Source organism: Kribbella hippodromi, assembly GCF_039531045.1.
Classification (GTDB): Bacteria; Actinomycetota; Actinomycetes; order Propionibacteriales; family Kribbellaceae; genus Kribbella; species Kribbella hippodromi.
Map to the genome: position 1 here is coordinate 264695 of NZ_BAAAPH010000006.1, position 15385 is coordinate 280079.

Sequence of the window (15385 nt, forward strand, 5' to 3'; positions counted from 1 at the left end):
CTGCCGTTGCCGAACATCCCCTTGGAGGTCACGATGCGGTTCCGCCCACGAGCCAGCGGACTATCCCTGCTGGCCGTCTGTTCTCTCACCCTCGCCGCGTGCAGCGCGGGCAGTCTCGGTTCCAGCTCCGACTCGGGCAATGGCTCGGTGGAGATCACCTACCTGATCGGCAACCAGGATCAGGACATGAAGGAAGCCCAGCAACTGGTCAAGGACTTCACCGCGAAGAACGCCGGGATCTCGATCAAGATCGAGACCCGGCCGGCCGGTACCGAGGGCGACAACATCGTCAAGACCCGGCTGTCCACCGGCGACATGCCGGAGGTGTTCAACTACAACACCGGGTCGCTGTTCCAGGCGATCGCGCCGCAGAAGAACCTGGTCTCGCTGAGCGACCAGCCGTACGTCGGTGATCTGGACGACAACTTCAAGAACACCGTCACCGCCGACGGCCAGGTGTACGGCGTGCCGGTCGGCGGGTTCATGGGCGGCGCGGTGCTCTACAACATCCCGGTCTACAAGAAGCTCGGGCTGACCCCGCCGAAGACGTGGGCCGAGTTCATGGCGAACAGTGCCAAGATCAAGGCGGCCGGCGGCGGGGTCGCGCCGGTGATCCAGACGTACGGCGAGACCTGGACCGCGCAGTTGTTCGTCCTCGGCGACTTCCACAACGTCGCGGCGGCCGAGCCGGACTTCGCCGACAAGTACACCAAGAACCAAGCCAAGTACGCGACCTCGCCGGCCGCACTGAAGGGCTTCGAGCACACCGAGGCCGTGCACGACGCCGGCCTGCAGAACAAGGACTTCGCCTCGGCCAAGTTGCCGGACGGCCTGAAGATGCTCGCCACCGGTACCGGCGCGCAGTACCCGATCCTGTCCGGTGTGGTCGCGAACATGATCGCCACCTACCCGGATGCGGCCAAGAACGTCGGGTTGTTCGCGTTGCCTGGTGACGACGCGAACAAGAACGGCCTGACGGTGTGGACGCCGGGCGCGAACTACATCCCGAAGACAGCGACCGGCGCGAAGCTGGACGCGGCCAAGAAGTTCCTCGCGTTCATCGCCAGCCCGGACGGTTGCAAGTCGCAGAACACAGCCGGGGCGCCGACCGGTCCGTACGCGGTCAAGGGCTGCACTTTGCCGGCCGATGTGCCGCAGGCGATCAAGGACATGCAGCCGTACCTGGACAAGCCGGACGGATCGAGTCTGGCGCTGGAGTTCGTGTCCCCGGTCAAGGGCCCGTCGCTGTCGCAGATCACGGTCGAGGTCGGCTCCGGCATCCGGAAGGCGAAGGACGGCGCCGCCCGGTACGACGAGGACGTGAAGAAGCAGGCACAGCAGCTCGGGCTGGCGGGCTGGTGATCCGGTGGCCATCACCTCGGTGAAACCCCAGCAGCGAAGCAAGGCCGCCCCGGTCACTTCCAGCGCCGGGAGCAAGGTCTACCGCCCGTACTCGACCTGGTTCTTCCTGCCGTCGGCGATCATCTACGGCGTCCTGTTCCTGATCCCGACGTTCGCCTCGCTGTACTTCAGCCTGACCCGGTGGAGCCTGTTCGACTCGAAGTTCGTCGGACTGGACAACTTCAAGCTGTTCTTCCAGGAACCCGCGCTGATCAAGGGCTTCACCAACACCCTGATCTACGCGGTCGTCACGTCCGGGTCCAAGGTCGTCCTCGGGTTGCTGCTCGCGGTCCTGCTCACCTCGCAGATCGTTGCCCGCGGCTACCTTCGGTCGGTGGTGTTCTTCCCGGTGCTGGTCTCCACGATCGGCGTCGGGCTCACCTTCACCGTGCTGATGAACCCCGAACGCGGCCTGATCAACGGCGCGCTCAGCGTGATCGGGATCAACGGGCCCGGCTGGCTGACCGATCCGAAGTGGGCGCTGCTCTCGGTGGCCGCGGTCGACGTCTGGAAGGGCGTCGGCCTGGCCACCCTGATCTACATCGCCGGCATCGTGTCGATCCCACGCGAGTACCTGGAGGCGGCCCGGGTGGACGGCGCGGGATCGTGGGAGACGTTCCGCCGGATCGTCCTGCCGCTGTCCCGCCCGGCCACCGTCACGGTCATCATCCTGTCGCTGATCGGCGGGCTCCGGTCCTTCGACCTGATCTGGGCGATGACGCAGGGCGGTCCGGGATTCACCTCCGACGTGATCGCCTCGGTGATCTACAAGCAGTACCAGGCCGGCTTCTACGGACTGTCGACGGCCGGCAACGTGGTGCTGTTCATCACCGTCACCGTGATCATCCTGCCGCTGTCGTGGTTCCTGAACCGGAAGGAGGTGGACCTGTGAGTACCGCCGAACTCGTCAACCACCGCCCGGCCCGGAAGTGGGCGCTCAGCGCGGTCGCGATCCTGGCCTCGGTCGTGGTGTTCATCATCCCGTTCGCGTTCATCGTGCTGACCGCGGTGAAGGACCGGCAGCAGTCCGCGGACCTGAACTTCGCCTGGCCGCACCAGTTCCGGCTGGTGCAGAACTTCGTCGAAGTGGTGAAGGCCCGCGACTACATGCTGGTGATCGCGTTCATCAACAGCACCGTCCTGACCGTGGTCAGCGTGGCCGGCATGGTGATCCTGGCCGCGATGGCCGGCTTCGTCCTGCAACGCCGCAAGAGCCGGTGGAACGGGCTGATCAACTTCCTGGTGCTGTCCGGGCTGATCATCCCGCCGGCCGTCGTACCGACCATCTGGGTCCTGCAGAAACTCGGCCTGTTCAAAACCCTGCCCGGCCTGATGCTGATCGAAATCGCCTTCGGATTGTCCTTTTGCATCCTGCTCTTCCGGGCATTCGTGGCGACCATTCCACGGGAACTCGACGAGGCGGCGATCATCGACGGCGCCGGGTCGCTCGGGCTGTTCTTCCGGGTGATCTTCCCACTGCTCAGATCGGTGATCGTGACGGTCATCGTGGTGCAGTCGGTCGCCGTCTTCAACGACTTCACCAATCCGCTGTACTTCCTGCCCGGCGATCAGAACGCGACCGTGCAGCTGACCTTGTACAACTTCAACAGTCAGTTCTCGACGCAGTACAACCTGCTGTTCATGAACATCCTGCTGATCACGATTCCGCCGCTGATCATGTTCCTGTTCTTCAACCGGCAGATCGTGGCCGGGATGACGTCGGGCGCGATCAAGGGCTGAACCATTCGGCCTGAATCGAAGGCGTACCGGGGCCGGGGGTACGGCTGGGACAGTGCTCGAATGCGACGCTTCCTGGCCGGGCTGCTCGTATTGCCCGCACTCTTCCTGTCCCTGTCCCCGTCTCCCTCCTCCGCCCAGACGACTGCCGCTCGGACGACAACTGCCGCGACGGCCGCGACGAAGATCATGCCGCTGGGCTCGTCCACCACCGCCGGCAGCATCCCCGGCGGGTACCGCACCGACCTGTACTGGATGCTCAACTCCGAAGGACACCCCGTCGACTTCGTCGGCTCGGTCACCGACAGCACGCCCGCCAACCTGCCGGACCGGGACCACGAAGGCCACGGCGGCTGGGTAATCGACCAGATGACCGCGATCGCCGCGGACCGCATGCAGACGTACCAGCCTGACATCGTGCTGCTGCACGCCGGCGCGAACGACGTCCTCGGAAACGTCAACCTGGCGACCGCGCCGGCCCGGCTGGAGACCCTGATCCGGACCATGCTCACCGCCCGCCCGGGCCTGGCCGTGTACGTGGCGACCGTCGGGCCGATGGGTGACGCCGCGACCAATGCCCGCGCCGCGACATTCAACAACCAGATCCCGTTCGTGGTCGCGAAGCTCGCGGCCGAGGGTGCGAAGGTACGGTTCGTCGACACGCGCAGTGCGCTCCCGGCGAGCGACATCGCGGCCGACGGCATTCACCTGACGCACAGCGGCAACACGAAGCTGGCCGCCCAGTGGTACGCGGCACTGGAAGGGTCGCCGATCGCGCGGACCGAGGCCGAGACCGCGGTGTTCACCGGCAAGGCGCACAGCGCGACGTCCCAGCTAGCCTCCAGCAACGGGAAGGCCGGGTGGCTCGACGACCTGTCCAGCTCCGCGACAATCACGGTGAACGCGCCGTACGCGGGCACCTTCCGCGTGTTCATCCGCAGCGGCAACGGCTCCGGTACGACGTGCTCGCACACCTTGAACATCAACGGCGGCGCCGCGCGCGTGATCGAGTACCCGTCCTACGGCTGGGAAGCGTGGACGCAGCAGGCGATCGACGTTGCGCTGAACGCGGGCGCCAACACGTTCAAGTTCACGTACCGGACGTGCTTCGCCGAAATCGACTCCCTCGACCTCACCGTCCCGGGAACGAGCTGGCCCGCCTGATCACACCCGGCTTGTCACTCTGGTTTGCGGACGATCAGCGCCGCCTGCCCGGCGTCCTTCTCGGCGGGCAGTGCGGCGCGGGTCAGTGTCGCGACCTCGACGAACCCCGCATCGGCCAGCAACCCGGCGACGTCGCCGACCGCGAAACTGTAAACCTCAAGGTCAAGGTCATGCCCGTACCCCTGACTGAGATGCCGGCTGCCGCCACCGACCTTGAAGCCGTGCACCAGCAGACCGCCCGGCCGGACCACCCGGAACAACTCGGCGAACACCGCCGGCAACTCCTCGCCCGGAGTGTGAACGAGCGAGTACCAAGCGAGCGCCCCGGCAAGCTCGCAGTCCTTCAGGTCGAGCTCGAACAAGGACCCGACCTCGAACCGCAGCTCCGGGTACTCCCGCCGGGCCACCTCGATCATGCCCGGCGTCAGGTCGATCCCGAACACGTCCAGCCCACGCCCGGCCAGGTACGACGTGATCCGGCCGGTCCCACAACCAAGATCACCCACCGGACCGTCCTCAACGAGCGCGGCAAAGTAGTCGAGCGCGCCCTGCTCGAACGGATCCTGCCGGTGATAGTCCTTGAGAAACGCGTGGTAGCCGTCGGCAGCGGTGTTGTACGAACCTTGGATGTCGTTCACGCCAGGACTCTAGGCAGCCCCGCCGACAGTTTCTCGAAGTCCGCCGGCGAGTTGTACGCATGCGCCGACAGCCGCACGAAACCACGGTCCTCGAAGCCGGTCAGCGTGATCTCGGCCTTCAGTTCACGCGACACCCGGACCTTCAGCGCCTCGCCACCGGACAGATCGACCGAGGACGGCAGCTCGACCAGGCGCATCGTCGCGGGCGCCTGCCCGACGTCGGCGATCCCGGTGCCGAGCGCCTTGGCCAGGAGGCGTGACCCCTCTTCGACCAGTGCGGTCAGCTGCGGACGGCGGGTCGGCCAGTCCAGGTCGGACAGTACGCGGAGCGACTCGGGCGCGGCGATCCACGGCACGTAGTCGTACGTCCCCTGCATGTCGAAGCGCTCCGGCAGCCGCTCGTCGTACTCCGACCAGGACACGATCAGCGGCATCGACGCCGTACGCCACCGCTCCGCCACCACGAGGCCGGCGGTCGCTCTTGGCGCGGCCGGCCACTTGTGGAAGTTGCCGGTCCAGAAGTCGGCGCCCGCGGCCGCCGGGGCGTCGATCAGCGCCGGGGCATGCGCGCCGTCGACCACAACCGGTACATCCCGCGCGTGCGCCGCCGCGACCAGCGCCTCGATCGGGAAGATCTTCGCCGTGCCTGAGGTGATCTGGTCGACGATCAGCATCGCCGCGCCGTCCAGCCGGTCGGCGATCAGCGACACGACCGTCTCGTCGTCGGCCTCCAGCGGTACGCCGACGATGTCCACCTCGGCGCCATGCGCCTTCGCGTAGCGCTCGGCCGCGTAGCGCACCGCGCCGTACGCGTGGTCGGTCAGGACGATCTTGCTGCCGGGCGGGATCGGCAGGGTGGCGAGCGCGACCGTCACGCCGGCGCTCGCGTTCGGGACCAGGGCGAAGCCGGCCGGGTCGGCCCGCAGGTACGATGCGAGCGCGTGGCGGCTGGCGGCCAGCCGGTCGGCGACGGTCCGGAACCACACCATCGGGTTCGCGTCCATCTCCCTCCGGAGGCCGGCCATCACCTCCTGGGTCCGGCGCGGCACGGCACCGTACGAACCATGGTTCAGGTGCAGGACGCCGGGGTCGAGGGTCCACAGGTCGGGGCGGGGGCTGAGTACCGTCACCACCCAAACGGTACATACTTCCACTCGTGTACCCCTACCTCGACCACGACGGCCCGATCGCCATGGCGCACCGAGGCGGCGCGGACCACCCGGAACTGCTCGGCTACGAGAACTCGCTGCGCGCGTTCCAGCACGCCGTCGACCTGGGGTACCGGTACCTGGAAACCGACCTGCACGCGACCTGCGACGGGGTGGTGATCGCGTTCCACGACCACAAGCTGGACCGGGTCACCGACCGGACCGGCGTGGTCGCCGAACTGCCCTGGTCGGAGGTCTCCAAGGCGCGGATCAACGGCCACGAGCCGATCCCCCGGCTGGACGAACTCCTCGAGCACTTCCCGGACGTCCGGTTCAACCTCGACGTGAAGGCAGCCGGCGGGCTGGAGCCGTCCGCGCGGGTGCTGCGGAGCACGAACGCGATCGACCGGGTGTGCGTCTCCTCGTTCTCGCAGGCCCGGGTGAACCGGATGCGGAAGCTGCTCGGGCCGAAGTTGTGCACCGGGTACGGGGAGTACGAGATCGCGCTGATCCGCTTCCTGCCCTTCGGGGTGCCGGCCGCCGGTGCGTGCCTGCAGATCCCGGAGCGGTACGGATCGCTGAAGGTACTGACTCCGGGACTGATCGAGCGGGCGCATGCCCGCGGCAAGCAGATCCACGTCTGGACGGTCGACGATCCGGACGAGATCGGCCGGATGCTCGACGCCGGGGTCGACGGGATCATCACCGACCGGACCGACATCCTCCGTGACGTGCTGATCCAGCGTGGTGAGTGGCACTGAAGTGTTATCCCGGGGTACGACGCATCGTCCCCCGAACCTGACACACTTCCGCGCATGGGACTTCTCTCCGCCCCGGACGGTGTGGACAAGCGCGAGTACTGGGGGTTCAGCCTCTTCGACTGGGCGAACTCGGGCTATGTCACCACGGTCGGCACGGTGCTGTTCGCTCCGTACCTGACCTCGGTCGCCGAGACCGCCGCCTGTGGGTACGCGGGCACCACCGACCGGCCGTGCACCACCAACCTGCACGTTCTCGGGCTGGCGATCTCGCCCGGCTCGCTGGCGTTCTACGTGGTCACGGTCGCGACGCTCTTCTCGGCGCTGTTCCTGCCGGTGGTCGGAGCGATCGCGGACCGGATGGCCCGCAAGAAGCTGCTGATGTGCGGCCTCGCCTGGGTCGGGGCGCTGGCCGCGTGCTGCATGGTGTTCGTCGGCGGCGGGCGGTGGGCGCTCGGCGCGTTACTGCTCTTCATCGGCAACCTGTGTCTCGGCGCGGCGCTCGTGGTGTACGACTCGATCCTGATCGACATCGCTCCCCCGGATCAGCGCGACGCGGTCTCGTCGCGGGCCTGGGCCTTCGGGTACGCGGGCGGGTTCATCCTGCTGGCGATCAACCTCGCCGTGGTGACCGCGCACGACGCGCTCGGGATGAGCCAGGGCACGGCCGTGCGGCTCAGTCTGCTCAGCGCCGGCATTTGGTGGGGGCTCTTCACGATCATCCCGTTCGTGCGGCTGCGGGACCGGCCACCGGTCAGCGTCGAGCCGGTGCGGAGCCGGGGACTCGTACGGCAGAGTTTCGGGCAATTGGCGGCGACGCTGAAGCACATTCGTACGTACCCGATGACGCTGCTGTTCTTGGTTGCGTATCTGTTCTTCAACGACGGTATTCAGACCGTGATCTCGGTTTCGTCGACGTACGGCGAGAAGCAGCTCGGATTCCAGACCCAGGTCCTGATCGCGACGATTCTGATGGTGCAGTTCGTCGCGTTCTTCGGCGCGATCGTGTTCGGGCGGGTCGCCCAGCGGTACGGTGCGCATCGGACCATTACCGGCGGCCTGGTGATCTGGATGCTGATCGTGATTGCCGGGTTCCTGCTGCCGGCCGGGAAGATAGGGCCGTTTCTGGCGATGGGATTCGCGATCGGCATCGTGCTCGGTGGTACGCAGGCCTTGTCCCGGTCGGCGTTCAGTCAGTTGATTCCGAAAGGGCGGGAGGCGGAGTACTTCTCGCTGTACCAGGCCGGTGAGCGCGGTACATCCTGGCTCGGGACACTCGTTTTCGGCCTCGTACACCAGATCACCGGCTCGTACCGGCCCGCCATCGTCGCCTTGGGCATCTTCTTCGTGATCGGGCTTGCGTTGCTGACCCGCGTCGACATGCGCCGGGGCATCACCGACGCGGGCAACAGGCAACCGACCGTCGTCTAGCGGTAGAGCTTTCGGTACGCGCTGGGCGTCACCGAACTGACCTGGCGGAACACCTTCGAGAAGTACGACTGGTCCATGCCGACCGCGGCCGCGATCTCCTCCATCGGCCGTGCGGTCGACGCCAGCTCGCGCTGCGCCCACTCGATCTTGGCCCGCTTGATGTACTGCTTCGGCGACAACCCGAACTCGGTCCGGAAGTGCCGCAGGAACGTCGGCAGGTCGTAGCCCAGCCGCGCAGCCAGCTCCTCGACGCTCGGCAGCGTGGCGAGGTTCTCCTGGATGTACTGGACGATCTCCGACTCACTCGTCTGCTGCGGCGACAACCGCACCTCTCCCGGCGGCACGCTGTCCAGGAAGTGCGCGAACAGGGCGGTCAACGCGGACCGCAGCCGCAGCGGCGTCGCCAGGCCGGGCGGGTCGCGGTCAGCCGCACCGACCTGCTCGAACAGCGCGGCCGCCTCTTCCGGGGCCTTGCTCGGAACGATGTACGGCAACGTCAGGAGTTCGCCGATGTCCCGGTCACCGATCAGTGCGGAAAAGTGCAGCCAGTGCTTGCGGAACACGTTGTCGCTGATCGTCTCGTACGACACCGGCACGTCGGCCGGCAGGTACACGAGCTCACCGGGCTTCGGGTAGAGCTCCTGGTCCCGCACCACCAGCCGGCCTTCGCCCTCAAGGATCAGGTACAGCCTCGTGAACGGGTCCGGTTGCAGCGGCCGGGACCATTCCCGGTGCACCTTGGTGATCCTGGCGGCGACGACCAGGTCCAGCCGCAGCCGATCCAGGTACGAGCGGATCGTCTCCTGATCGGCGGCGGTCTGCTGTTCCGTACGCGCCAGTTCTGTACGCGCCCGCGTCGTCATCGTGCGTGTGGCCCGACGTCTGCCGCCGTCAGCGGGCGGAACTTCACCGCGCTGCGCGAGTACTCATCCGCACCGACGTCCGCTCGCCGCGTCCGGGGCTGCCCGTCCAGGTCAACATCGACCTCCGGGTACGTACGGGACGCCGCGTCGATCGCCGGACTACCCGGGCTGAGGCGCCGTACGCCATCCGGCCCCGCCGCGAGCTGCGGGTCGACGCGAGTGAACGAACCGCCGGGAGCGTTGCCGTCCGTGCCCTCACCCCAGTGGAGGTTGCCCGACCAGGTGATGCCGTCCTGGAACGGCATGTTCACCAACTGCCCGCTGTCCGCCATCAACAGATTGTCCGTCACCGCGCAGTCCAGCGGCGGCAGCGTGCGGTGACTTTCGCCGATGATCCCGGATTCGCAGTCCAGCACGGTGTTCAGCGCGATCCGTACCCGGTCCGGCGCGTCGTTCCCGGTCCGCGACTTCGGCGGCTCGCCCGGGTAGTGGTCCCGTACGTTGCCGCTGCCCAGAACGACCCCGGCGCCACTGAGCCGCTCGAGGTAGTTGTTCACGAGCAGATGGTCGTTGCCGTAGATCCGGATCCCGTTCTGCCCGGACAGCAGGAAGTTGCCTTCCACCCGGGTGCCGTTGCCGTGCCGGAGCACGATGCCGCCGAGGCTGTCGCGGATGGTGTTGTGCCGCAGCGTGTTCCCGGACGACTTCACCGAGATCGCCTCGGGGTCGCCGTTGCAGCGCTCGAACAGGTTCAGCTCGACCACCGCCGCGGCCGTCGACAGCGCCCGCGGGCTGACCCCGAGCCGGATCGGCTCACCACCGTTGTCTCCCGGGAACGTGTGGTCCCGGAAGTAGTTGCGGGTGATGTGTACGCCGCGCGCCATCTTGTCGCTGCCCGCGCCCTCGATGCCGAGGTAGATGCCCAATTTGGACTTGTCGTGGAACTCATTGTGATCGATGGTCGACTCGTCCGCGCGCATCATCACCCAGTGCAGGCCCTCGAGATCGGCCAGCTGGAAGTCGTTGCGGGTGAGCCGGATGCGGCGGCAGTCGGGCGGGATGTCCAACGTCGTACGCTGCCGGAACGCGAAGCCGCTGAGCGTGATGTCGGACGAGCCGGTGAGGACGAAGCTCTGCTCACCGGTCAGTACGACTCCGCCGATCGACTCGGCCTGGATCACGATCGGGCGGTCCGGTTTGCCGCGCTTGCCGGTGATCGCGAGCGGCGCCCCGGCCGGTACCTCATAGGTGCCGTTGGCAACGGTGATGACACTGCCGGGGACGGCGCGGCTGATTGCGTCCCGGAGCTCGGCCAGCGTTCTGACCGTTCCAGCCCCGGTTTTGGCGGCGGCGGGCAGTGTTGCGGTCAGTCCCACTGCCGCGGTGGCTCCGGCCAGGCCGGTGGTTGCGAGGAACGTACGACGATCCATGTCTCACCCCTTGAGTGCGCCGGAGGTCAGGCCCCGGGCGAACGAACGCTGGAAGAACAGGAACACGAGAACCGACGGAAGCAACGCGAGCAGCGACGCGGCAAGCACGACGCCCGGAGTGACCGCCTGGTCGATCCGGAGCGTCCGCAGCGCGAGCGGCAGCGTGTACGAGGACGAGTTCTGCGCCACCAGCAGCGGCAGCAGGTACTGGTCCCAGATCATGGTGAAGCCGAACACCCCGATCACGCCGAGCGCGGGCTTGCACAGCGGCAGGATGATCTGGGCGAAGATCCGCAGCTCGCCGGCGCCGTCGATCCGGGCCGCCTCCTCGAGCTCACGCGGTACGTCCTTCATGAACTCGGTCATCACCAGGATCGAGAACGCCCAGGCGCCGAGCGGCACGATCATCCCGGCCAGCGTGCCCATCAGGTTCAGATGCAGCACCGGCAGATCGGCCAGTACGAGGGTCAGCGGCAGCGCGAGGATCTCCTCCGGCAACATCATCGTGGCCAGGATCGCGACCATCACCAGCGTCATCATCGGGAAGACCTTGCGCGCCAGGGCGTACCCGGCCAGTACCGACACTGCCACCTGCAGCAGCAGACCGAAGCCGACTACGAAGAACGAGTTCAGCAAGTACCGGAGTACGCCGTGGTCGAAGGCGATCTTGAAGTTGCCGAGCGTCGGCCGGTTCGGCACCACGCTCAGCTGGGTCGGGTCCGACACATGGCTGAACGAACCGACCAGCAGCGCGAGCAGCGGGCCGGCGAAGACGATGAACAGGCCGGCGTAGATGACGAACTTCGCCACCCGAGCGCCGACCCCCTTGCTCTCGGTCAGGCCGAGCGCGGTCTCGGTCGCGGCACTCATGCGGATCTCCTTCGTCGCAACAACTGGACGCACACGGTCAGCACGAGCGTCGCGGCGAACAGCAGGACCGCTCCGGCCGAGCCGACGCCGAGGCGGCTCTGTTCCAGGCCGAGCTTGTAGATGAGCGTCATCACGACCTCGGTCGAGCCGTTCGGCCCGCCGTTGGTCAGCAGGAACACCTCGGTGAAGGTACGGAAACCACGCACCGCCGCGAGGACGAACAAGATCGCGAACACCGGCCGCAGCCCGGGCAGCGTGACATGGACGATCCGGCGCCACGTGGATGCACCGTCGACGGTCGCGGCCTCGTACAGCCCGCGGTCGATCCCGGCCAGTCCGGCGAGGAAGATCATCATGTCGTACGGGGCGCCGCGCCAGATCCCGGTCACGGCGATCGACGCCAGCGACGTGTGCGGGTCGTTGATGAACCCGGACGGGCCGAGGCCGATCAATCCGATCACCTGGTTCATCAGGCCGTCGCTCGTCGGGTGGTACATGATCCGCCAGAGCTCCGCCGTCACCGCCAGCGGCACGACGACCGGCAGGAACGCGGCCGACCGGATGAACGTCAGCTTGCGGGTCTGCCCTTCGACCAGCAGCGCCAGCCCGAAGCCGAGCACCATCGAGCCGAACGTCTGCCCGACAGCGAGTACGACGGTGTTCCAAGCGGCCGAGCGGAAGCCGTCCGACGACAGGATCTCGGCGTAGTTGGCGCCGCCGACCCAGGTGTTGCCCAGGTACGGGCGGACCTCCTGCACCGACATCGACACGGCCCGGGCCATCGGGATGAACTTGAAGTAGAGGAACAGCACCAGCGCCGGCGCGAGGAACAGCCACGGCACCCACCACTGGCCGCCCCGGCGCCGCCGGTCCCGGGCGGAGGTCTGCGCGACCGGTGCCCGGGCCGACAGTGGAGCCGCTTCACGTACACTCACGACGCGCCGATGCCCTGCTGACCGAGCGCCTCACCGAGCTTCTGGTCGAGCTTCTTCAGCTCGGCGCCGGTGTCCAGACCACAGTCCGCGATGAGCGCGTTCACGGTGTCCGCGGTGCTTTGCCGGACGACCGTCCAGTTCGGGATCGAGGGCGCGTACCGGCCGTGCTCGCGGTACGCGTCGGCGTACAGCTTCCAGCGCGGGTCGGGGCGTACCGCGGAGATGTCGACGGTCTTGTTCACCGGCAACTGCACGATGAAGGCCTTCTCGCCCTCCATCCCGAGCTTCTGGCCTTCGGCGGAGATCGCGTACGCGGCGAAGGCGTTCTGCGCGGCCTCGTTCTTCGAGCCGGCCATCAGGTACACGCTGCCGCCCTCGGCAAGCACGGTCGAATCCTTCGGGCCCTTCGGCATCGGCACGACCTCGTACTTGTCCTTGCCGAGCGAGCTGTCGAAGCGGGGCATCAAGTACGGGCCGACCACGTACATCCCGGTCTTGCCCGCCTCGAACGTCTCGTTGGTGGGTGGCGTGTCCATCGTCGCCGCGCCCGGCTGGATCACCTTCGACGTACACGCGAGGTCGCGGAACCACGTGGTGGCGGCGATCGACTCGGGCGTGCTCATCGCGGGCTTGTACTTCCCGTCCGGCTGCTTGGCGATGAAGTCACCGCCGCCGGCCCAGAGGAAGTTGGAGAAGTACCAGGAGGCGTAGCCGCGCTTGGTGGAGCCGGGGACCGCGAGCCCGTACGTGTCCGCCTTGCCGTTGCCGTCCGGGTCCTGGGTGGTGAACGCCTTGGCTAGGGCGACCAGCTGGTCCCAGCTCGCCGGCACGGGCAGGCCGGTCTTGGCGCGCCAATCCTTGCGGATCAGCAGTGCCGAGGCTTGGGCGGAGTACGGCACGCCGTATGTCTTGCCGTCCGCGGCACGAGCGGCCTCGATGGCCGGGGCCAGCAGCTGGTCACTGCCCTTGATCGAACCCAGGTCGACCTCACGGACGATGCCCTGCCCGACCATCGTGCCCAGCTGGGACGAGTCGTTCATGACGATATCCGGCAGATCCTTCTGCGCCGCCCGCTGCGACAGCTTGGTCTCGAAGTCGTCGAAGATCGCCGTCACCTCGACCTTCTGCCCCGACGCCGCCTCGAACGCCGCCGCCAGCTTCTTCATCCCCTTCTCCCCGTCCCCACCCGGCGTGGTCCGCGCCCACAACTCGAGCGGAGCCGACGGATCCTGCGCGGCCTTACCCCCGCCGCCACCACACCCGGCCACCACCAGCGCCACCCCCAGCCCCACCGCAACCACCCGCAGCGCCCGACTCCCAGACCGACTCATCCCGAACTTCCCGTCTACGAATAGCCCAATTTGTACTTTTTGGGCGTCATTTCGTCGGAAGATAGCGCTTTCCAAGCCAACCCGTCAATGAGTCATCCGATCTCTCCCCCACCCGCGCGCCCCCCGCACACCGATGGATATCCACTGCTCTTGTGGGTTCTCCACCGGTATACGAGTGGAGAACCCAAAAGGCGGGTGGATATCCACCCGCGTGCGGGTGGTCAGTGTGGGAGGACTGAGGTGATGAAGGCGTGGACCTCGGCGGGGGTTGGGCGGGGGCCGGTTCGGTCGGCGTAGAGGAGGTGGGCGGAGCCGATCAGGGTCAGGCCTAGGGTGTTCAGGTCGGCGCCGGGTGGGATGCGGCCGTACTCCTGTTCGGCGGTCAGGTAGTCGAGCACTGCTTGGCCGGCTTCGGTGAGGATCGGTACGCCGGTGGGCACCTCCGCGCGCAACCTCGCCCGGAGGCTGTCGCGCGAGATGGTCAGACTGACGATCGCCACCGCGACCGAGCCGAACAGATCTGTGAGCATCGCGGTCAGATTGTCGGCGATTGTCCCCTGGCCGGCGGATTTGAGCAGCACTTCGGCCTGGTCGTCGAGCCGGCGGATGCGATCCAGTACGAGCTCGGTGAGGAATCCGTCGAAGTCAGTGAAGTACTTGTGCAGCACGCCCTTCGCGCACCCGGCTTCGGTGGTCACCGCCCGGCTGGTCAGCCCGCCCGGCCCCTCCCGCAACAGCACCCGCTCAGCGGCCGCCTCTCCCCTGGGCGCGTACGAGACTTTCCTCGACCGAGCCGCCGAAGGCCTGACCGCCACCGGCGCATTCACCGACCTCGATCGACCAGCTTTCCCGTGGTCGCGTACCTACACCCGCGACGAATGGCTCGACCAGCTACGCACCAGCGGCCTCGCCAAACCCCTCGCCGACGCCGGCAAACTCGACACCATCCTCACCCGCACCGCCACCGCGATCGACGCCGCCGGCGGCACCTTCACGCTGAACTCGACCGCCGTCGCCCTCACCGCCACCCGTCGCTGACCGCTGACTATTGACTGCTGACGCACGACGGACTGGCGGGTTGTTTCACCGCTGGCGTGTTGTAGTGCGCCAGCCGCGAAACAACCCGCCAGGCGGACCGCTATCGCGGGGATGGGGTGCCGCGGAAGGTGCCTTGGCGGATGGTGGTGGCGGTCAGGGTGCCGTTGGCGGATTGGCCGGTGACGACGACCTGTTCGCCGGACTTGAGGTCGGCGGCGGTGCCCTTGGTGGTGATCTCGTACGTGGTGGCGCCGGTCAGCTTGACGGTGACGTTCCCGGACTGCGTCTTCACAACCAACTCGGAGGCGCTTGCGGAGACAACTGTGCCGACGGTGCCCTGACCGCCGGGGAACTGCCGCTCACCTTGAGCATTCGGAGCACCGTTGTACCCGCGGAAGCCGTACCCGCCGGCCCCACCACGCGTACCGGCCTGAGGCTGGTTGGAGGTGCTGTCCGAGGCGAAAGCCGAGTGCAGACCGGCGCCGCCCGCCAAACCGACGGCCAGCACCACGATCCCGGCCAGGATTGCCGTCGCCAGCGGCAAATTCAGGGTCTTCTTCGGCTTCAGCGCAGCCTCGACCTCCTCGTCGGAGCCGATCTGGGCGAACTCGTCCGGCGTCTGGTTACTCATCAAAGGACCC

The 15385-nt window shown here is 67.3% G+C and carries 16 protein-coding genes; 7 read left to right on the forward strand and 9 right to left on the reverse strand.

Translation table 11 applies throughout. The features are described 5' to 3' along the window. The first annotated feature begins 33 nt into the window (after positions 1 to 33). Genes ABD260_RS11885 through ABD260_RS11900 form a run of 4 tightly spaced genes read left to right on the forward strand, consistent with a single transcriptional unit; the run spans position 34 to position 4302 of the window. A complete protein-coding gene (locus ABD260_RS11885; RefSeq protein WP_344233488.1) occupies positions 34 to 1362 on the forward strand; it encodes an ABC transporter substrate-binding protein in 1329 nt (442 codons plus the stop codon). A 4-nt stretch (positions 1363 to 1366) separates the two neighbouring features. Continuing rightward, positions 1367 to 2293: a carbohydrate ABC transporter permease gene (locus tag ABD260_RS11890; RefSeq protein WP_344233489.1), complete on the forward strand. Its 927-nt coding sequence runs from the start codon at positions 1367 to 1369 to the stop codon at positions 2291 to 2293. After that, positions 2290 to 3141 carry a carbohydrate ABC transporter permease gene (locus ABD260_RS11895; protein ID WP_344233490.1) on the forward strand — a complete coding sequence of 284 codons (852 nt, stop codon included), beginning with the start codon at positions 2290 to 2292 and terminating at the stop codon, positions 3139 to 3141. Before ABD260_RS11890 ends, ABD260_RS11895 begins: the two co-directional genes overlap by 4 nt. A gap of 60 nt (positions 3142 to 3201) precedes the next feature. Beyond that, positions 3202 to 4302 (forward strand): GDSL-type esterase/lipase family protein, encoded by a 1101-nt coding sequence (locus ABD260_RS11900; RefSeq protein WP_344233491.1) that lies wholly within the window; start codon positions 3202 to 3204, stop codon positions 4300 to 4302. A 14-nt stretch (positions 4303 to 4316) separates the two neighbouring features. Here ABD260_RS11900 and ABD260_RS11905 read toward each other — a convergent pair whose 3' ends face one another. Together ABD260_RS11905 and ABD260_RS11910 are read right to left on the reverse strand one after the other, a co-directional pair. Beyond that, positions 4317 to 4940, reverse strand: coding sequence for a class I SAM-dependent methyltransferase (locus ABD260_RS11905; RefSeq protein ID WP_344233492.1), 624 nt, complete (start codon positions 4938 to 4940; stop codon positions 4317 to 4319). Continuing rightward, positions 4937 to 6070, reverse strand: coding sequence for an aminotransferase class V-fold PLP-dependent enzyme (locus ABD260_RS11910; protein ID WP_344233493.1), 1134 nt, complete (start codon positions 6068 to 6070; stop codon positions 4937 to 4939). The genes ABD260_RS11905 and ABD260_RS11910 overlap by 4 nt, the downstream gene beginning before the upstream one ends. A gap of 26 nt (positions 6071 to 6096) precedes the next feature. Between ABD260_RS11910 and ABD260_RS11915 the strand changes: the two genes are divergently transcribed. Both ABD260_RS11915 and ABD260_RS11920 read left to right on the forward strand, forming a co-directional pair. After that, on the forward strand, positions 6097 to 6849 hold the full coding sequence (locus tag ABD260_RS11915; protein WP_344233494.1) for a glycerophosphodiester phosphodiesterase family protein: 753 nt from the start codon (positions 6097 to 6099) through the stop codon (positions 6847 to 6849). Between the two features lie 54 nt (positions 6850 to 6903). After that, complete coding sequence (locus ABD260_RS11920; protein WP_344233495.1) at positions 6904 to 8277, forward strand: MFS transporter; 1374 nt, start codon at positions 6904 to 6906, stop codon at positions 8275 to 8277. On the opposite strand, the gene ABD260_RS11925 is transcribed toward ABD260_RS11920, so the two are convergent. The 6 genes from ABD260_RS11925 to ABD260_RS11950 all read right to left on the reverse strand — a co-directional run bounded on the left by ABD260_RS11925 (position 8274) and on the right by ABD260_RS11950 (position 14404). Then, positions 8274 to 9140 carry an AraC family transcriptional regulator gene (locus ABD260_RS11925; RefSeq protein WP_344233496.1) on the reverse strand — a complete coding sequence of 289 codons (867 nt, stop codon included), beginning with the start codon at positions 9138 to 9140 and terminating at the stop codon, positions 8274 to 8276. The genes ABD260_RS11920 and ABD260_RS11925 overlap by 4 nt on opposite strands. Continuing rightward, the gene (locus ABD260_RS11930) at positions 9137 to 10570 is read right to left on the reverse strand and encodes a chondroitinase-B domain-containing protein (protein WP_344233497.1); all 1434 of its coding nucleotides are present in this window, start codon (positions 10568 to 10570) and stop codon (positions 9137 to 9139) included. The genes ABD260_RS11925 and ABD260_RS11930 overlap by 4 nt, the downstream gene beginning before the upstream one ends. Positions 10571 to 10573: 3 nt before the next feature. Then, positions 10574 to 11440, reverse strand: a complete 867-nt coding sequence (locus tag ABD260_RS11935; protein ID WP_344233498.1) for a carbohydrate ABC transporter permease — start codon at positions 11438 to 11440, stop codon at positions 10574 to 10576. Beyond that, positions 11437 to 12375 carry a carbohydrate ABC transporter permease gene (locus ABD260_RS11940; RefSeq protein ID WP_344233499.1) on the reverse strand — a complete coding sequence of 313 codons (939 nt, stop codon included), beginning with the start codon at positions 12373 to 12375 and terminating at the stop codon, positions 11437 to 11439. The genes ABD260_RS11935 and ABD260_RS11940 overlap by 4 nt, the downstream gene beginning before the upstream one ends. Next, positions 12372 to 13706: an ABC transporter substrate-binding protein gene (locus ABD260_RS11945; RefSeq protein WP_344233500.1), complete on the reverse strand. Its 1335-nt coding sequence runs from the start codon at positions 13704 to 13706 to the stop codon at positions 12372 to 12374. The genes ABD260_RS11940 and ABD260_RS11945 overlap by 4 nt, the downstream gene beginning before the upstream one ends. Before the next feature lie 221 nt (positions 13707 to 13927). Beyond that, complete coding sequence (locus ABD260_RS11950) at positions 13928 to 14404, reverse strand: TetR/AcrR family transcriptional regulator (RefSeq protein ID WP_344233501.1); 477 nt, start codon at positions 14402 to 14404, stop codon at positions 13928 to 13930. Here ABD260_RS11950 and ABD260_RS11955 point away from each other — a divergent pair. Next, the gene (locus ABD260_RS11955; protein ID WP_344233502.1) at positions 14397 to 14744 is read left to right on the forward strand and encodes a hypothetical protein; all 348 of its coding nucleotides are present in this window, start codon (positions 14397 to 14399) and stop codon (positions 14742 to 14744) included. The genes ABD260_RS11950 and ABD260_RS11955 overlap by 8 nt on opposite strands. Before the next feature lie 100 nt (positions 14745 to 14844). On the opposite strand, the gene ABD260_RS11960 is transcribed toward ABD260_RS11955, so the two are convergent. Continuing rightward, complete coding sequence (locus tag ABD260_RS11960; RefSeq protein WP_344233503.1) at positions 14845 to 15375, reverse strand: hypothetical protein; 531 nt, start codon at positions 15373 to 15375, stop codon at positions 14845 to 14847. Between the last annotated feature and the right edge of the window lie 10 nt (positions 15376 to 15385).